This window comes from Sphingomonas sp. 1F27F7B (assembly GCF_005503355.1).
Taxonomy (GTDB): Bacteria; Pseudomonadota; Alphaproteobacteria; order Sphingomonadales; family Sphingomonadaceae; genus Sphingomonas.
Map to the genome: position 1 here is coordinate 92,990 of NZ_SCMK01000013.1, position 14,552 is coordinate 107,541.

Below are 14,552 nucleotides of genomic sequence, written 5' to 3' on the forward strand. Positions count from 1 at the left end.
GCATCGCAATCACTCTGGCAAGAGGGCAAGGCAACTATCAAAATCGCGCATGGGACCGCTATCCATTTATCTGGGAGGCGGCCACGATCTCCAGATCTCCTTCGATCTAAATGGAAGCCCATCAGCGAACCACCAGCCATTATTGCCTCCTCTGTTCTGCCCCGCGTAAACGAGACTGAATATTCCGTACCCAATAGCCGTATTAAAGTCATCAACGCTCATGGCAGGATGCCCCAACATACTTTGATGCGTATGAAACATCACTGTCGCGCCGCTATCGTATATAAATCTTACTTGCTTTCCCGATATTCTTGTTTCCGTTCCAACTATCATGGGGGTCGTCATTTTAAAGTTGTCGAACCCTTTTCCCCCGAATGCCACTTCCTTATGTTCCGTTGTGGCTTTGAACCAAGAATTTACAACAGCAGTTCTGAAAGTGTCGTTCCGAAATAGCGCAATTATCTTTGTAGCCATGCGCTCCGTGTAGCCATCATCTGTGCAATTATATATTTCTGGACAGTGCCGATTTAAGCCTTGAGACAATCCACCTTCTATCCCTCCCGCAGCTCGATCAAGGTCCTGGCTAACCTGGTTTTGAATACTCATCTTTAGTGCATCAGTATCCGTACCGTTGCTAGAGCATCTGCTGCCCGCGGGGCATTCACCCAACAAACCGAAAGCGCCTGACGGATCGGTGCCATTCATCGGATTATTCCCGACATAAGCATAGAGATTGACCTGATCCTTGTACCCGATGGGATCGGTCTGGAGGAAGCGCCCGAGGGTGGGCGAGTAGATGCGGGCCTTGTAGTGGTACATGCCCAGCTCGGGGATCCAGGCCTGGCCGGTGTACTGGAACCGCCCGATATTGCCCGCCCCCGGGATGCCATATTCGTCATAGCTGTTGATCGCGAGCTTGTTGCCCCCGGCATCGGCGACCGACACGATCGAGCCCTGGTGATCGACCTGCATGCTGCGCAGGTCGGCGAGCGATGCCCCCTCATACCAGAGCATCGGATCGTCTTCACCGACACTGTGCACATAGCGCCGCAGCAGATTGCCCGACCCGTCATATTCAACCGTGAGCTGGTCGCCGTCATAGAGGAAGCGCGTATCGCTCACTCCGGCCCGATAGACCTGGTAGAGCCGGCCCAGCGGGTCATAGACCAGGTTCACCCCCGCCGAGTTCGCCACCAGCCGGTTCTCGGCGTCATAGGCGTAGCTGGTAGTGCCATCCGAGATCAGGTTGCCATTGGCATCATAGCCGAAGCCGGTGCCGGCCACGCTCGCATATTGGTTGAGCCCATTCGGCGCATAGGCCCGATTGACGTTCACGAAGCCCGTGAACGCATAGGCATCGTTGGACCGCGTCCTGCCGACGATCTGGCTTGCCGGATTATAACCGAGAGACGTCGTCAGGTCGTAGGCCGAGCCGGCCAGATCGTTGGCGATGCTGGTCGTCCGCGAGATCGGATCATAACCATAGGTGGAGAAGACCGCCCCTCGCCACTCGCCCCAGCGGCGCCCCTGGCTGTCCCAATCGAAATGCAGCCGCTGGTACAGCCCGCTCTCATAGGTGTCCGCCGGCCGGTCGAGACCATCATAGGCATAGGTGAAGACATTGCCGTCCGGATGGGTGATCTGCGTCCGGTTGCCGCCGGCATCATATTGATAGCTCAGGCTGCGGCTCACCCCGGCCATGCTGGTGGCACTGGAGGTCAGTCGCCCGAACCCGTCATAGCCGTTCGTCACTGCATCCGCGCCGCTCGCGCTGTCGAACCGCGCCGCCGTCTGCAGGCCCCGCAGGTCGTAGCTGTAATAGACGCTGCGCGTCGCGGAGGGGTTCACGCTAGTGCACGCATAGCCCGCCACACACGCCGTCGGCACGATCTTCGCCGTCATCCGGTTGAGCGCGTCGAAGGTGTAGCCGAACACCCGTCCGTCGCGCTTCCTCAGCGAGGTGCGGTTGCCGTTCGCGTCATAGCCATATTCCTCGCGGTCGTTGGTGTTGACCGCGCCCGCCGTCGCCAGCGCATTGGCGGGCGTCGAGGGATTGTAGCCCGTCGGCGCACTCGCCGAGGGGAATTGCCACTGCACCTGGCGATCATGCCCGTCATAGACCAGCCGCGCCTTGTTGCCGTTCGCATCGACGACATATTCCTGCTTGCCGTTCGCCGTGAAACCGTAGGTAACGTAGGCCTGTTCGAGGTTTGATCCTGCTGCCTGACGAATCTGCACGATCTGGCCGGCGGCGTCATAGAGGTTCTTCGTGATCCGATCGATCGGATTGGAAGAGTTGCTCTGGGCGCAGGCGCTCGTCGGCAGGCTGCCGAACAATGCCGGATCCATCCGCACCGCCGTGCATTGGAGGCGACCGACGCTGTCATAGCTATACTGCGTCACCTGTGCCGTGTCCCAGCTGCCTGCGGCTGCGTTCCACCCGAGCAAAGTCTCCTTCACCCTGCGATCTAGCAGATCATAGTCGGTGGCGATCCTCTGCTGCACCGAGAAACCCGGCCAGTTCTCCGGCGCGATGCCTTCCGGTTGCCATGAGGCAAGCTCGCCCTTCTCGACCAGCGTCAGGCGCCCATGGGCGTCATAGCTGTTACGCAACGCCAGATGATGGAGCGGACCCGCGCCATCCGGATCGGGAGCGATCGTCCCCACCACCCGACGCGCCTTGTCGTAGCGCGTGCCCGTGGTGAAGCCGGAAGGCGCTGACTGCGCCATCGCAGCAACCGGTGCGAGCAACGCGGCCGAGCCCAGCAGCCGAGCGACAATCTTCTGCATCGTCATGTCCCCCTGCCTCCGCTTCACGAACAGCTCGCCAGGCCGGCCCGCGGCTTGGTCTCGAAGATCTTGTTGGCATATTCGTCATAGCCGTAGCAGCTGCGCAGGCTCACTCCGCCCGAGCTCACCACGGCCCCACGCAACAGCAGATTGTCCGCCGTCCCGCTCGCGCCATATTCATATGTCGTCGTGGTGATCGGCGCCCCCGGATCGCAGGTCGCCGTGCTGCTCCCCGCATAGGTCTGGCACAGCGTCTCGCTCGATGGCAGCCAGATCGGCGCCCCAGACGCCACCAGCGCACCCCCCGCGTTCTTCACATAGGCATAGTTCTGCACATAGCCGTACAGCTTCAGCGGCCGCGCCGCTCCCGCGCTTGGGGCGGGCTGCATCTCCGAAAGCGTGCCGCCCCAGGATGCATAGGCAAGATCCGTCTGGTTGCCGCTCGAATCCCGCTTCCAGGTGGGCTTGGCGGCGTTTTGCGGCGTGGTGCCGCCATAGCCGAAAGTGACTTCCTGGTCGGCAAGCCCGCTGCCGGGCTTCGCCTGCATCGCCTGCTTGATCAAGTTATTGGCACCGTCATAGGTCGCAATATACTTGTTGCCCTCCGGGAAGGTTGCCTCGGTCAGCAAGCTCCCTTCCGAATTCGTCGGGTCGGTGCTGAAATATTCCTGCGCGCCCGTGTACCGATATTGGGTGACGTTCCCGTTCGCATCGGTCATCGAATAGGGTGTCGACTTGGTGAAATTGACGCCGGTCGCTTTCCCGTCCGGATCGATATAGCCTGAGCCATTGGAGCCATCGGGATAATAGCCTGTTTCGTCGACGATCATCCCGGCAGCAAGATCGGCGCCATACTTCCATACCGAGCCGTCGGCGAGCGTCTGCTGGAGGAGCTGCCAGCTCGATCCGTTGACGCCGAACGTGTTCGCGATCTTGCAGCTGGAATAGCCGGGTGGCGTGATGCAGGTGATGCCATGATCATCCCAGGCATAGGCCGTCGTGTTGCCGAATATGTCGGTCGCTCCGGTGAGCACATAGTCCGGCCCGGACGAGCTGCTGTAGCTGTACCGCACAACCAGCGCGGCACCCGTGCAACTCGATGCCGTCGTCACATAGCTATGGGCGAGATTGAAGCCGCACGCGGCGGAAACAGTCCCGATCCCATTATATTCGAACAGGATCGCATAGCCCGAACTGTCGCTGACCAGTTTCAGCTGGCCGCCGACATAGGAAAAAGTCTGAACCCGGCCATCCGGAAAGGTGATGGTCGAGACACGCTGCGACCCGGTTGCCGTGCCCGCCGCCGGCACCGAGGAGGTGAAGGCGTAAACGACGCCGTCCTTGTCGGTATAGACATAGTTCCCGCCGGGCTTGGCGAGCGTTGTTCCTTCGGCATCCCGGTTGCCGCGTCCGATGCTCGTGCTGCCTTCGAAGAACATCCCGCTGGCGCTGGTCCCGAGATGCACGGTCGTGCGCCAGTCGTTCGCATGGACGGTGCGCCGCGAGACATAGATGTCGAAATTGTGGCTCGTATGCGCCCCGAAGAACATCCTGTTCGGATCGTTCAGATAGCTGCCGATATGATAGCGTTGCAGCTTGAGCGGCCCGATCTGGAAATCATCGACCGAGTAGGTAAAGGAGGCATCGGCCAGATTTACCCCGGTCGGCGTCGTTACATAGGTCTTGGGCGGGACGATCTGTGCCGTCGCGGGTACCGCGCCGAGCATCGCCGAGGCCACCAAAAGCCGCGCAACATGCATGTGCATTCTGGTCTCCATGAGGAATTCAGGGTGGAGCGGCAGGGCGCTAGACGGGCGGCTCGCCGATACAGGCATTGTTGTTGCCGGTGGCGGTCACGGTGACGATGCCGGTGGCCGTAGCACCCAGGCTGTTCGCGATCGTGTAGGTGAAGCTCGCGGTGCCGGTATATGCTGCGCTGAACATCACCGACGTGCTGCTGACGATCGACGCATAGATCGATCCCGAAGACGGATTGATCGACACCAACGTCAAGGGAACATTGCCGTTCGGGTCATAGTCATTCGCCAGCAGGTTCACCGTCTTCGTCGTCGAACAGACGAACGAAGTCGAATCGTTCACCGCGACCGGCGGCGTCGGCGTTGGCGTGGGTGTTGGCGTCGGAGTGGGCGTGGGAGTCGGTGTCGGCGTGGGTGTCGGGGTCGGCGTGGGTGTCGGCGTGACGCAGGCGGGAGGCGCGGTCGTACCGGTGAAATATTGCACCCGGTTGCCCGCCGGATCGAAGCACGTCGCCATCGTGACCGCGCTGTTCGGACCGCCGCTGATCGACGACCGCACCAGCCGCCCGAGTTGATCATATTGATAGCTGGTCGTCTCCTGCGCCTGTGCCGGCAACGACGCGAGACCTATCGCCAGCGTGTTCGTGCACGCCAACAAGCGAAGACGCATAGCCCCTCCCTCTGGGGGCTATCGAAGTTGCGCCCCTCTATCTCGATCAGATCGGGAAATGCCCCGAATTCTGTCAATGGGACGCAGGCTATTTCCCGCGATCCGATCGGTCCACCGACCGAATAGACCGAAATGGGGCAATTCCTGATGGCCGCTTCGCAGTGGCCGATATGGGCGCCAGAGGACAGCAGGCCGCCCCTAGAACGCCAGCTTGCGCGCGAAGAAGGGCAGCATCTCGGCGTAGATGCGCCCGTCCTCGCCCCAGTGGCGATCGCCCCAGCCGCCGCGATATTCCTCGGCCTCATAGGGCACGCCGAACGCGTCGAGCGTGCGAGTGAAGGCCTGAAGCGAGACGATATGGTCCGGGTTGGCATCCCCCCGGGCCCAGTCGAACATGAAGCCGCGCAGGCGCTTCAGATTGTCGGCATGCGCCGGCAGCTGGCGATCGAGGAAGAAGCTGGCGTTGAGCCGCTCGGTCAGCACCGGATCCACCGCCAGCCTGCCATCCGCCAGCCGCGCCGGCGGATCGAAGAACAGGGGCGCCCGCGCCGCATCCGGCAGATGCGCCTGGAAGATCGATGTGAAGATCAACGAGAAGCCGTCGCCGCGCAGGTCCTCGATCCCCCTGGCATCCTGGAGAAGCCGCCAGTCGGGCCGCGAGAACATGGGCTGCAACCCCGGCCCCATGCCGATCGGGTGCAGCGCATAGACCGCGCCGAAGACCTCCGGGTGGCGCATGGCCAGGCGGATTGCGCCATGCCCGCCCATCCGATCGCCCGCGATCCCACGCGAATCCCGCGAGGCCAGGGTGCGATAGCGCGCATCCACCCAGGCGACGAGCTCACGGGAGAGGAAATCCTCCCAATTCCCGGTCACGGGCGAGTTGACGTACCAGGAGCCTCCCGCCGGCGTGGTGCAGTCGACCGTCACGACGATCACGCCGCCGATCACGCCGCGCGCGACTGCCCGGTCGAGCAGCGCCTGCGCTCCGTTGTTCGCCCAGGGGGCTCGGTCGTCCTCGAAGAAATTGGTGAGGTAATAGATCACCGGGAAGCGCTTCGCACGGTTGGCGGCATAGCCATCGGGCAGATAGACGGTGATGCCCCGCGCGCTCGGCAGCCCGGCGGCGTTGCCGCGCAGGCTGGCGGCGTCGATCCGGCCATGGTCGAGCGTGCTCGCGGCGGCGGGCATGGCGATCAGGGCGAACAGGCAGGCGAACCAGGCGAGAAACGGCATCGGACCCTCCCGTGAACCGCGCCCATGCTATGCGGATGGCGGAGCGGCACAAGCCTGCTCCACCATGCCGGTGCGATCTGCTACGAATGTGCCATGCAGGCCAGGCACCCCAACCTAACTCTCACCGCCTGCATCCTCGCGTCGAGCCTGGCGTTCATCGACGGATCGGTGACCAATGTCGCATTGCCCGCGATCGGGGCGGATCTGCACGCCACGCCCGCCGAGCTGCAATGGACGATCAATGCGTACATGCTGCCGCTCTCGGCGCTGCTGCTGATCGGCGGCGCGGCCGGCGATCATTTCGGACGGCGCAGGCTGCTGGTGCTGGGAATCGCGCTGTTCACGGCCGCCTCGATCGCCTGCGCGGTGGCGGCGGACCTCACGCTGCTGCTCGCCGCGCGTGCGGCGCAGGGCATTGGGGCCGCGATCCTGCTGCCCAACAGCCTCGCCACCCTCGGTCACGCCTTCACCGGCGAGGCGCGCGGCAAGGCCATCGGCACCTGGGCGGGCGTGGGCGCCATCGCAGGCGCGGTCGGCCCGCCGCTCGGCGGCTGGCTGGTCGATGCGATCGGCTGGCGCGCGATCTTCTACGTCAACGTGCCGGTGGCGCTCGCCGCGATCTTCATCGCGCTGCGCTATGTCGAAGAGAGTGCCGAGGGCGACCTGCCGCTCGATCTGCCCGGCGCCGTCACCGCCACCCTGGCACTGGGCGCGATCACCTGGGCGCTCACGCTCTGGTCGAGCCACAACGCACTCGACGCGACCGTGGCGATCGGGCTCGTCGCCGGGGCGCTCGCCATCGGGCTGTTCCTGTGGGTGGAGCATGCGCGCGGCGACCGGGCGATGATGCCGGTGGCGATGTTCGGCTCGCGCGCCTTTGCCGGGCTCACCCTGCTCACCTTCCTGCTCTACGGCGCGCTGGGCGGGGTGCTGCTGCTGCTCCCCTATGTCCTCATCCAGGCAGGTGGCTATTCCGCGCTGCACGCCGGCTTCGCGCTGCTGCCGATGCCGCTCGGCATGGGGATCGCCAGCCGCGTGATGGGCCGGATCACCGCCCGGATCGGCCCGCGCTGGCCGCTGACCATCGGCCCGGCGATCGTCGCGATCGGCTTCGTGCTGCTGCTGCGCGTCGATGCGGACGCCCCCTATTGGACTTCGGTGTTCCCCGGCGCCCTCGCCATCGCGATCGGAATGGCAAGCGTCGCCGCGCCGCTCACCACCGCGGTGCTCGCCTCGGTCGACGAGACGCACACCGGCACCGCATCGGGATTCAACAGCGCAATAGCGCGCACCGGCGGGCTGATCGCCACCGCGATAGCCGGGGCAGTGATCGCCGCGGCGGGCGCCGGGCTGGTGAGCGCCTTCCACATGGGGGCGCTGGCCGGCGCCGCCGCGGCTGCCCTTTCGGGAGCGATCGCGTTCCTCACCCTCGGCCCCGAATCGCCGCCCGCCGGTTCGTCCGGTCCCTGAAGCGTCAGGAAACCGAGGCCGCGCCCGCGATGATCGGCACGAACTTCTCGGCGGTCAGGCTCGCCCCCCCGACGAGCGCACCGTCGACATTGTCGAGCGCCAGTATCTGCGCGGCATTGGCGCCGGTCACCGATCCGCCATAGAGGATGCGGATGCTGTCGGCCTTGGCCTCGCCGATCATCATGCGCAGCTTGGCGCGGAGGATCGCGTGCATGGAGGCGATCTCGTCGGGGGTCGGCGTCTTGCCGGTGCCGATCGCCCAACGCGGCTCATAGGCAAGCGTCAGCCAGCTCGGATCGGCATCGTCGGGCAGCGACTTCTCGATCTGCGACTGGACGATCCGCTCGGCGCGCCCGGCCGCGCGCTCGGCCTCCAGTTCGCCGCAGCACAGGATGACCCGAAGGCCGTGCCGATGCGCGGCGGCGGCCTTCATATAGGCATCGTGGCTGGTCTCGTGCTGGTCGCCGCGGCGCTCGCTATGGCCGACGATGGTCAGGGTCGCCCCCTCCTCGACCAGCATCGGCGCAGAGATGCAGCCGGTATGCGCGCCCTGATCGGCTTCGTGGAGATCCTGCGCGCCGATCGGCAGGCTCCCCGCCACCTGCACCGCCGGGTGAATCAGCGTGAACGGCACGCACAGCGCCACGTCCACCGCCGGCGTCGCGGCCGCCGCGGCGGCGATCGCCTCGATCTGCGGCAGCTGCGCGCGCAGCCCGTGCATTTTCCAGTTCCCGGCCACCAGCTTGCGGCGCATCGCCCACCTCCCGTTTATCGTTTCAGTCGCGGATAGCAGCCACGCGCGTTCGCACAAGCTTGATGGCGGCGGATGAGCGCCTTAAAGCACCGGGAAACGCGTCTCCAACGATCGGCCCTTCATGCTCAGCTTCTTCCGCAATTTCACCAAGTCGCGCTACGGCCTGATCGCGGTGTTCCTCTTCCTCGGCCTCATCGCCATCGCCTTTGCCGCGGGCGACATCACCGGCATCCGCAACGCGGGCAGCGGCGCGACGAGCAGCACGCTGGCCACGGTGGGCAGCGAGAAGATCAAGGACACCGAAGTGAAGGACCGGATCGACCGGTTCATCCGCGGCATGCAGCGCCAGGGCCAGAGCGTCACGATGGAGCAGTTCCTCGCCCAGGGCGGCCTCGACCTCGTGATCGACGAGATGGTCAACCAGGCCGCGCTGGTGGAGTTCGCGACGAAATCCGGCATGCAGGTCTCGAAGAAGCTGATCGATACCGAAATCGCCAGCAACCCGACCTTCGCCGGCATCGACGGCAAGTTCAGCCAGCAGGCCTTCGAGAAGGTGCTCGCCGACAATCGCCTGGCGCCGGCCCTGTTCCGCGAGAGCATGACTCGCGAACGCTTCGGCAACTGGCTGATCAACCGCGCGACGATCGGCACCGACATTCCGAACGGCGTCGTCGCACCCTATGCCTCGCTGCTGCTGGAGCGCCGCACCGGTATCGTCGGCATGGTCAACACGCTCAAGATGGACCCGGGCGCCGACCCCGACGACAAGGCGCTCAACGCCTATTATGTCAGCCACCGGGCCCGCTATCTGGTGCCGCAGCGCCGCGTCGTTCGCTATGCGACGGTGATGCCCGACCAGATTCGCGCTCAGCAGACCGCGAGCGAAGCCGAGATCGCCGATGCCTACAAGAAGGCCGGCACCCGCTTCGCCGCCACCGAGAAGCGCGGCGTGCGCCAGCTCGTCGTGCTCGACCAGGCGACGGCCAACCGGATCGCCGGCGAAGTCAAGGGCGGCAAGACGCTGGCCGCCGCCGCCCAGGCCGCCGGCCTCGAGCCGAGCAACTTCGAAGGCATCGAGAAGGCGGAGCTCGCCCGCCAGACCACCACCGCGATCGCCGACGCCGCTTTCGCCGCGGCACAGGGCGGAGTGGTCGGCCCGATCAAGTCGCAGCTGGGCTGGCACATCCTGGTAGTCGAGAAGATCGAGAAGATCGCCGCCAAGTCGCTCGACCAGGCGCGGGCGGATCTCGCTACCGAGATCACTCAGCGCAAGACCGCACAGGCGCTGGCGGACATCCGCCAGAAGATCGAGGACGGCATCGGCGACGGCAAGAACTTCGCCGAGTTGCTGACCGACGCCAAGCTGACCGCGCAGCTCACCCCGGCGCTCGCCGCTGGCGGCATCGATCCGGACAACCCCGCCTACAAGCCCGATCCCGCCATGGTCGCGATCATGCGCGGCGGCTTCGCAATGGAGAATCCGGACGACGATACCCAGGTCGCGCAGGTCTCGCCCGAGGGCGGCTTCGCGATCGTGAAGCTCGACCGGATCGTCCCGGCCGCACCGCGCCAGCTCGCCGGCATCCGCGACAAGGTGAAGGGCGACTATCTGATGGACAAGGCGCTCGAGAAGGCGCGCGCCGCCGCCACTCAGGTGATCGCGGCGCTCGACAAGGGCGTGCCGATGGAGAAGGCCCTCGCGGACGCGGGCGCCAAGGGCCCGCCGCCCAAGCCGTTCGACCTCAAGCGCCGGGAAATCGCGCAGAAGGAGAACTTCATCAAGATGGCCTTCAGCATGCAGCCGAAAAAGGCGCGGATGCTCGAGGCGCCCAATCGCAGCGGCTTCTACATCGTGCTTGTCGACACGGTCGAACCGCACGACGCTTCGGGCGATGCCATGGCCATGGCCGGCATGCGCAGCGCATTGCAGCAGCAGATCCCCGCCGAATATGCCCGCGAGTTCGTCCGCGCGATCCGGGGCGACGTGAAGGTCACCCGCAACGAAGCGGCGATCGCCCGCCTGCGCGCGGACCTGACCCGCCAGGGCGCGCGCTGAGCCGGTGATCGAGGGCATCGAAGCCGCCCGCGCGGCACTGGCCGCCGGGCGGCCGGCGCTGCTCTGGCGGCGCCAGATCGCGGACACGGAGACGCCGGTCGCCGCCGCGCTCAAGCTGATCGAGCCGGGCCGGGGCGATTTCCTGCTCGAATCCGTCGAGGGCGGGTCGGTGCGCGGGCGCCACAGCCTGATCGGCCTCGCCCCCGATCTCGTCTTCCGCGCCACCGGCAACGAAGCGGCGATCAATGCGGAATGGCTGACCGACCGGAACGCCTTCCGGCCGTGCGCCGAGCCCGCGCTCGACGCGCTGCGGAGCCTCGCCGCGCGCTGCCGCACCGACGTGCCGCCCGAGCTGCCGCGCGCGCTCGCCTGCCTGGTCGGCTATTTCAGCTACGAGACGGTGGGCCTGGTCGAGAAATTGCCGCGGCCGCCCGAGAACCCGATCTCCGTGCCCGACATGATGTTCGTGCGCCCCACGGTGGTGCTGGTGTTCGACCGGCTCGCCGATGCGCTGTTCCTCGTGGCTCCCGTCTGGCCGGGCGGCGACGTGGATCTCGCGGCCGAGCGGATCGACGCCGTGGCGGCGCAGCTTGCCAGCGCCGCGCTGCCGGCCCCGGTCCGCGCCGAGCCCATGGAAGTGCAGCTCACCCCGGTGCTGCGCCCGGGCCGCTATGGCGAGATGGTCGCCGCGGCAAAGGAATATATCGCGGCGGGGGACATCTTCCAGGTGGTGCTCGCCCAGCGCTTCACCACGCCGTTCGCGCTGCCGCCGTTCGAACTCTACCGGGCACTCCGCCGGATCAACCCGTCACCCTTTCTATACCATCTCGACCTGCCGGGCTTCGCGTTGACGGGATCGAGCCCGGAGATCCTCGTCCGCGTGCGCGACGGCGAAGTGACGATCCGCCCGATCGCCGGCACCCGCCCGCGCGGCAAGACCGCGGCGGAAGACGAAGAGAACCGCGCCAGCCTGCTCGCCGATCCCAAGGAACGCGCCGAGCATCTGATGCTGCTCGATCTGGGCCGTAACGATGTCGGCCGCGTCGCGGACGCCGGGAGCGTGCGGGTCACCGACAGCTACACGGTCGAGTTCTACAGCCATGTGATGCACATCGTCTCGAACGTGGTCGGCCGGCTGGCGCCGGGCAAGGACGCGCTCGACGCGCTGTTCGCCGGCTTCCCGGCGGGCACGGTGAGCGGCGCCCCCAAGGTGCGCGCCTGCGAGATCATCGCCGAGCTGGAGCCCGAAACGCGCGGGCCCTATGCCGGCGGCGTCGGCTATTTCTCGCCCGACGGCTCGATGGACAGCTGCATCGTGCTCCGGACCGCACTGGTGAAGGATGGGACAATGCACGTCCAGGCCGGCGCCGGCATCGTCGCCGACAGCGACCCGGCATATGAGCAGCGCGAGTGCGAGGCCAAGGCGGGCGCCCTGTTCGCCGCGGCGCGCGAGGCGGTCAGGCAGGCCGGCGAGGCCGGCTTCGGGCAGTAACCGGCCCCCTCTCGCCTAGGTTGAGGACTCATCTTCCTTCAATCGTCATCCCCGCGCAGGCGGGGATCCAGGGTAGCGCAGGATAGCGATGCCATGACGCGAGCGCTCCCCGGAGAGCGCAGGGCTTGGCCACGCGCAATCCGCCCTTGGCTCTGGATCCCCGCCTGCGCGGGGATGACGAATGAAATCAAGGCCTTGATCGAGGTTCAACCCTAGGTTGAGAAGGCAAACAAGTATTTGCTTTCCTGTCGTCATCCCGGCCTCGAGCCGGGATCCCGCTTGTTCTTCCACCCGCAAGGCAGCGGGACCCCGGCTCAAGGCCGGGGTGACGACGGAGTGATGTAAGTCCTCGACCCAGGAGAAGAAGGAGAGGCGAAAATCAAGGCACCTGCGCGTCCTTGGCCTTCTGGTCGAGCCGCTCCTGATACCATTGGCGGATCATCTGGCGGGTGCAGCCGGTCTGGCCGCCGGTGCCCACCGGCGAGCAACTGTTCGGCAGCCCGGCGCGATTGACTTCCTCCACCGTCTCCACTCGGTTGGTCCATGCCTGGGACGCCGCGTCGTCCTTGGGCTGGTTCCGGAACCGCTTGGGAATGCGATAGGGCGATTCGCCGGCATTGGCGCAGACCACGATCTCTTCCTCGCTCTGAGACTTGGGGCATTCCTCCTGCCCGTAGAGCAGGATGCTGCGCACGCGCTTGGGCGGGCCGCTATCGGCATCCTGGGATTGCTTCTTGCTGTCCTGCGCCATGGCGGGGCCCGCGAGCAACGCGGCGGCGACAAGCAAACGAACGATCATGCACACTCCTTCCGGCGTAACAACGCCCCTCGCCGTCCGACGTGCCGCCCCACTGTGGCAAGCCCAAGGCACGCGGCGCCTTGCCTCCGCGGCTTTTGCCCCTAAGTGGCACGCATGATCCGGCCGATCGCCACTGCCGGCGCCTTCCTGCTGCTCGCCGCCTGCGCCTCCAATGGCGGCGTCGACGAGGCGTGCCGCGACATCCGGTTCGAAGGCACGCGCTTCACCGTATGCCGCGCCGATCCGCAGAAGCACGAGCTGATGCTGGTCGACAAGGGCAAGGACGGGCGACCGATGCGCGACTTCACGGGACTGGAGCCGCGGCTGGGCGAGCGGCATCCGCGCATCGCCTTCGCGATGAACGCCGGCATGTTCGACGCGTCGGGCCTGCCGATCGGCTATTATGTCGAGGACGGAGCCGAGGAGAAGCCGCTCAACCGGCGTCCGGGCCCCGGCAATTTCCACATGCAGCCGAACGGCGTGTTCTGGGGCGATGCGCGGGGCTGGCATGTCGCCACCACCGACGATTTCGCGCGGAACAAGCCGGATCACGTCCGCTTCGCCACTCAGTCCGGGCCGATGCTGCTGATCGACGGCCAGCTCCATCCCAAGCTCGCCGAGAACGGCACCTCGCTCCAGATCCGCAACGCGGTCGGGGTCGGCCTGAACGGCAGCGCCTGGTTCGCGATCAGCAACGAGCCGGTGTCGTTCGGCCGGTTCGCCCGCCTGTTCCGCGACAAGCTCGCTGCGCCCGATGCGCTCTATCTGGACGGCGCCGTCTCGCGCCTGTGGGACCCGGTGGCCGACCGGCTCGACGGCGGCGCGCCGATCGGGCCGATTGTCGTGGCGCTCCAGAAGCGGTAGCGCGTTCCGCCATGATCCTCGTCATCGACAATTACGACAGCTTCACCTGGAACCTGGTCCATTATCTGATGGAGCTGGGCACCGATGTGCAGGTGGTGCGCAACGACGCGCTCACTGCGCGCGACGCCGTCGCCAGCAATGCCCAGGCCTTTCTGATCTCGCCCGGCCCCTGCACGCCCAACGAGGCCGGGATCAGCCTCGATCTCGTCGCCGCCTGCGCCGATCTGGGCAAGCCGCTGCTCGGCGTCTGCCTCGGCCATCAGGCGATCGGCCAGCATTTCGGCGGATCGGTGGTGCGTGGCGGGCTGATGCATGGCAAGACGAGTCCCGTGAACCATGACGGCACCGGCCTGTTCGAAGGCCTGCCTTCGCCCTTCACCGCGACGCGCTACCACTCGCTGATCGTCACCGACATTCCGGAAGCGCTGGTGGTCAACGCCACCGCCGACGACGCGCATGTGATGGGCTTCCGACACAGGACGCTGCCGATCCACGGCGTGCAGTTCCATCCGGAAAGCATCGCCACCGAGCATGGCCATGCGATGCTGGCGAATTTCCTCAGGATCGCCGGGATCGAGGCGCGCGCGCTCGCCTGATGCGCAGATAATTTGCGACAAATTCGGCAATCCGTCGACATAGTCGCGCGACGTTCGGCAGTGATTTT

At 65.8% G+C, this 14,552-nt stretch carries 11 protein-coding genes; 5 read left to right on the forward strand and 6 right to left on the reverse strand.

Going from position 1 to position 14,552, the window contains the following annotated elements; translation table 11 throughout:
- Positions 1-66 precede the first annotated feature (66 nt).
- The 4 genes from FFS08_RS13495 to FFS08_RS13510 form a co-directional block, all read right to left on the reverse strand.
- Positions 67-2,796: an RHS repeat domain-containing protein gene (locus tag FFS08_RS13495; protein ID WP_137862142.1), complete on the reverse strand. Its 2,730-nt coding sequence runs from the start codon at positions 2,794-2,796 to the stop codon at positions 67-69.
- Between the two features lie 17 nt (positions 2,797-2,813).
- Entirely contained in the window at positions 2,814-4,556 is a 1,743-nt protein-coding gene (locus tag FFS08_RS13500) for a hypothetical protein (protein WP_137862143.1), read from the reverse strand.
- A gap of 40 nt (positions 4,557-4,596) precedes the next feature.
- Positions 4,597-5,217: an Ig-like domain-containing protein gene (locus tag FFS08_RS23850; RefSeq protein WP_212742016.1), complete on the reverse strand. Its 621-nt coding sequence runs from the start codon at positions 5,215-5,217 to the stop codon at positions 4,597-4,599.
- Between the two features lie 198 nt (positions 5,218-5,415).
- Positions 5,416-6,453, reverse strand: coding sequence for an alpha/beta hydrolase (locus FFS08_RS13510; protein WP_137862144.1), 1,038 nt, complete (start codon positions 6,451-6,453; stop codon positions 5,416-5,418).
- A gap of 93 nt (positions 6,454-6,546) precedes the next feature.
- Here FFS08_RS13510 and FFS08_RS13515 point away from each other — a divergent pair, with 93 nt between their 5' ends.
- Positions 6,547-7,923 carry an MFS transporter gene (locus FFS08_RS13515; RefSeq protein WP_137862145.1) on the forward strand — a complete coding sequence of 459 codons (1,377 nt, stop codon included), beginning with the start codon at positions 6,547-6,549 and terminating at the stop codon, positions 7,921-7,923.
- Between the two features lie 4 nt (positions 7,924-7,927).
- On the opposite strand, the gene tpiA is transcribed toward FFS08_RS13515, so the two are convergent.
- A complete protein-coding gene (tpiA, locus tag FFS08_RS13520; protein WP_137862146.1) occupies positions 7,928-8,677 on the reverse strand; it encodes a triose-phosphate isomerase in 750 nt (249 codons plus the stop codon).
- Between the two features lie 121 nt (positions 8,678-8,798).
- On the opposite strand from tpiA, the gene FFS08_RS13525 reads away from it, so the two are divergent.
- The gene (locus FFS08_RS13525) at positions 8,799-10,733 is read left to right on the forward strand and encodes a peptidylprolyl isomerase (RefSeq protein ID WP_137862147.1); all 1,935 of its coding nucleotides are present in this window, start codon (positions 8,799-8,801) and stop codon (positions 10,731-10,733) included.
- Between the two features lie 7 nt (positions 10,734-10,740).
- Positions 10,741-12,225: an anthranilate synthase component I gene (gene trpE, locus FFS08_RS13530; RefSeq protein ID WP_171012610.1), complete on the forward strand. Its 1,485-nt coding sequence runs from the start codon at positions 10,741-10,743 to the stop codon at positions 12,223-12,225.
- Positions 12,226-12,604: 379 nt separating this feature from the next.
- On the opposite strand, the gene FFS08_RS13535 is transcribed toward trpE, so the two are convergent.
- The gene (locus FFS08_RS13535) at positions 12,605-13,024 is read right to left on the reverse strand and encodes a hypothetical protein (protein ID WP_137862149.1); all 420 of its coding nucleotides are present in this window, start codon (positions 13,022-13,024) and stop codon (positions 12,605-12,607) included.
- A 114-nt stretch (positions 13,025-13,138) separates the two neighbouring features.
- Between FFS08_RS13535 and FFS08_RS13540 the strand changes: the two genes are divergently transcribed.
- Both FFS08_RS13540 and FFS08_RS13545 read left to right on the forward strand, forming a co-directional pair.
- A complete protein-coding gene (locus FFS08_RS13540) occupies positions 13,139-13,888 on the forward strand; it encodes a phosphodiester glycosidase family protein (protein WP_137862150.1) in 750 nt (249 codons plus the stop codon).
- An 11-nt stretch (positions 13,889-13,899) separates the two neighbouring features.
- Complete coding sequence (locus FFS08_RS13545; protein ID WP_137862151.1) at positions 13,900-14,484, forward strand: anthranilate synthase component II; 585 nt, start codon at positions 13,900-13,902, stop codon at positions 14,482-14,484.
- Positions 14,485-14,552: the final 68 nt, after the last annotated feature.

Excerpts from the sequence above, each read along its gene's own strand:
- FFS08_RS13495 (WP_137862142.1), bottom strand. The coding sequence starts at position 2,796 with ATGACGATGCAGAAGATTGTCGCTCGGCTGCTGGGCTCGGCCGCGTTG.
- FFS08_RS13500 (WP_137862143.1), bottom strand. The coding sequence starts at position 4,556 with ATGCACATGCATGTTGCGCGGCTTTTGGTGGCCTCGGCGATGCTCGGC.
- FFS08_RS23850 (WP_212742016.1), bottom strand. The coding sequence starts at position 5,217 with ATGCGTCTTCGCTTGTTGGCGTGCACGAACACGCTGGCGATAGGTCTC.
- FFS08_RS13510 (WP_137862144.1), bottom strand. The coding sequence starts at position 6,453 with ATGCCGTTTCTCGCCTGGTTCGCCTGCCTGTTCGCCCTGATCGCCATG.
- FFS08_RS13515 (WP_137862145.1), top strand. The coding sequence starts at position 6,547 with ATGCAGGCCAGGCACCCCAACCTAACTCTCACCGCCTGCATCCTCGCG.
- tpiA (WP_137862146.1), bottom strand. The coding sequence starts at position 8,677 with ATGCGCCGCAAGCTGGTGGCCGGGAACTGGAAAATGCACGGGCTGCGC.
- FFS08_RS13525 (WP_137862147.1), top strand. The coding sequence starts at position 8,799 with ATGCTCAGCTTCTTCCGCAATTTCACCAAGTCGCGCTACGGCCTGATC.
- FFS08_RS13535 (WP_137862149.1), bottom strand. The coding sequence starts at position 13,024 with ATGATCGTTCGTTTGCTTGTCGCCGCCGCGTTGCTCGCGGGCCCCGCC.
- FFS08_RS13540 (WP_137862150.1), top strand. The coding sequence starts at position 13,139 with ATGATCCGGCCGATCGCCACTGCCGGCGCCTTCCTGCTGCTCGCCGCC.
- FFS08_RS13545 (WP_137862151.1), top strand. The coding sequence starts at position 13,900 with ATGATCCTCGTCATCGACAATTACGACAGCTTCACCTGGAACCTGGTC.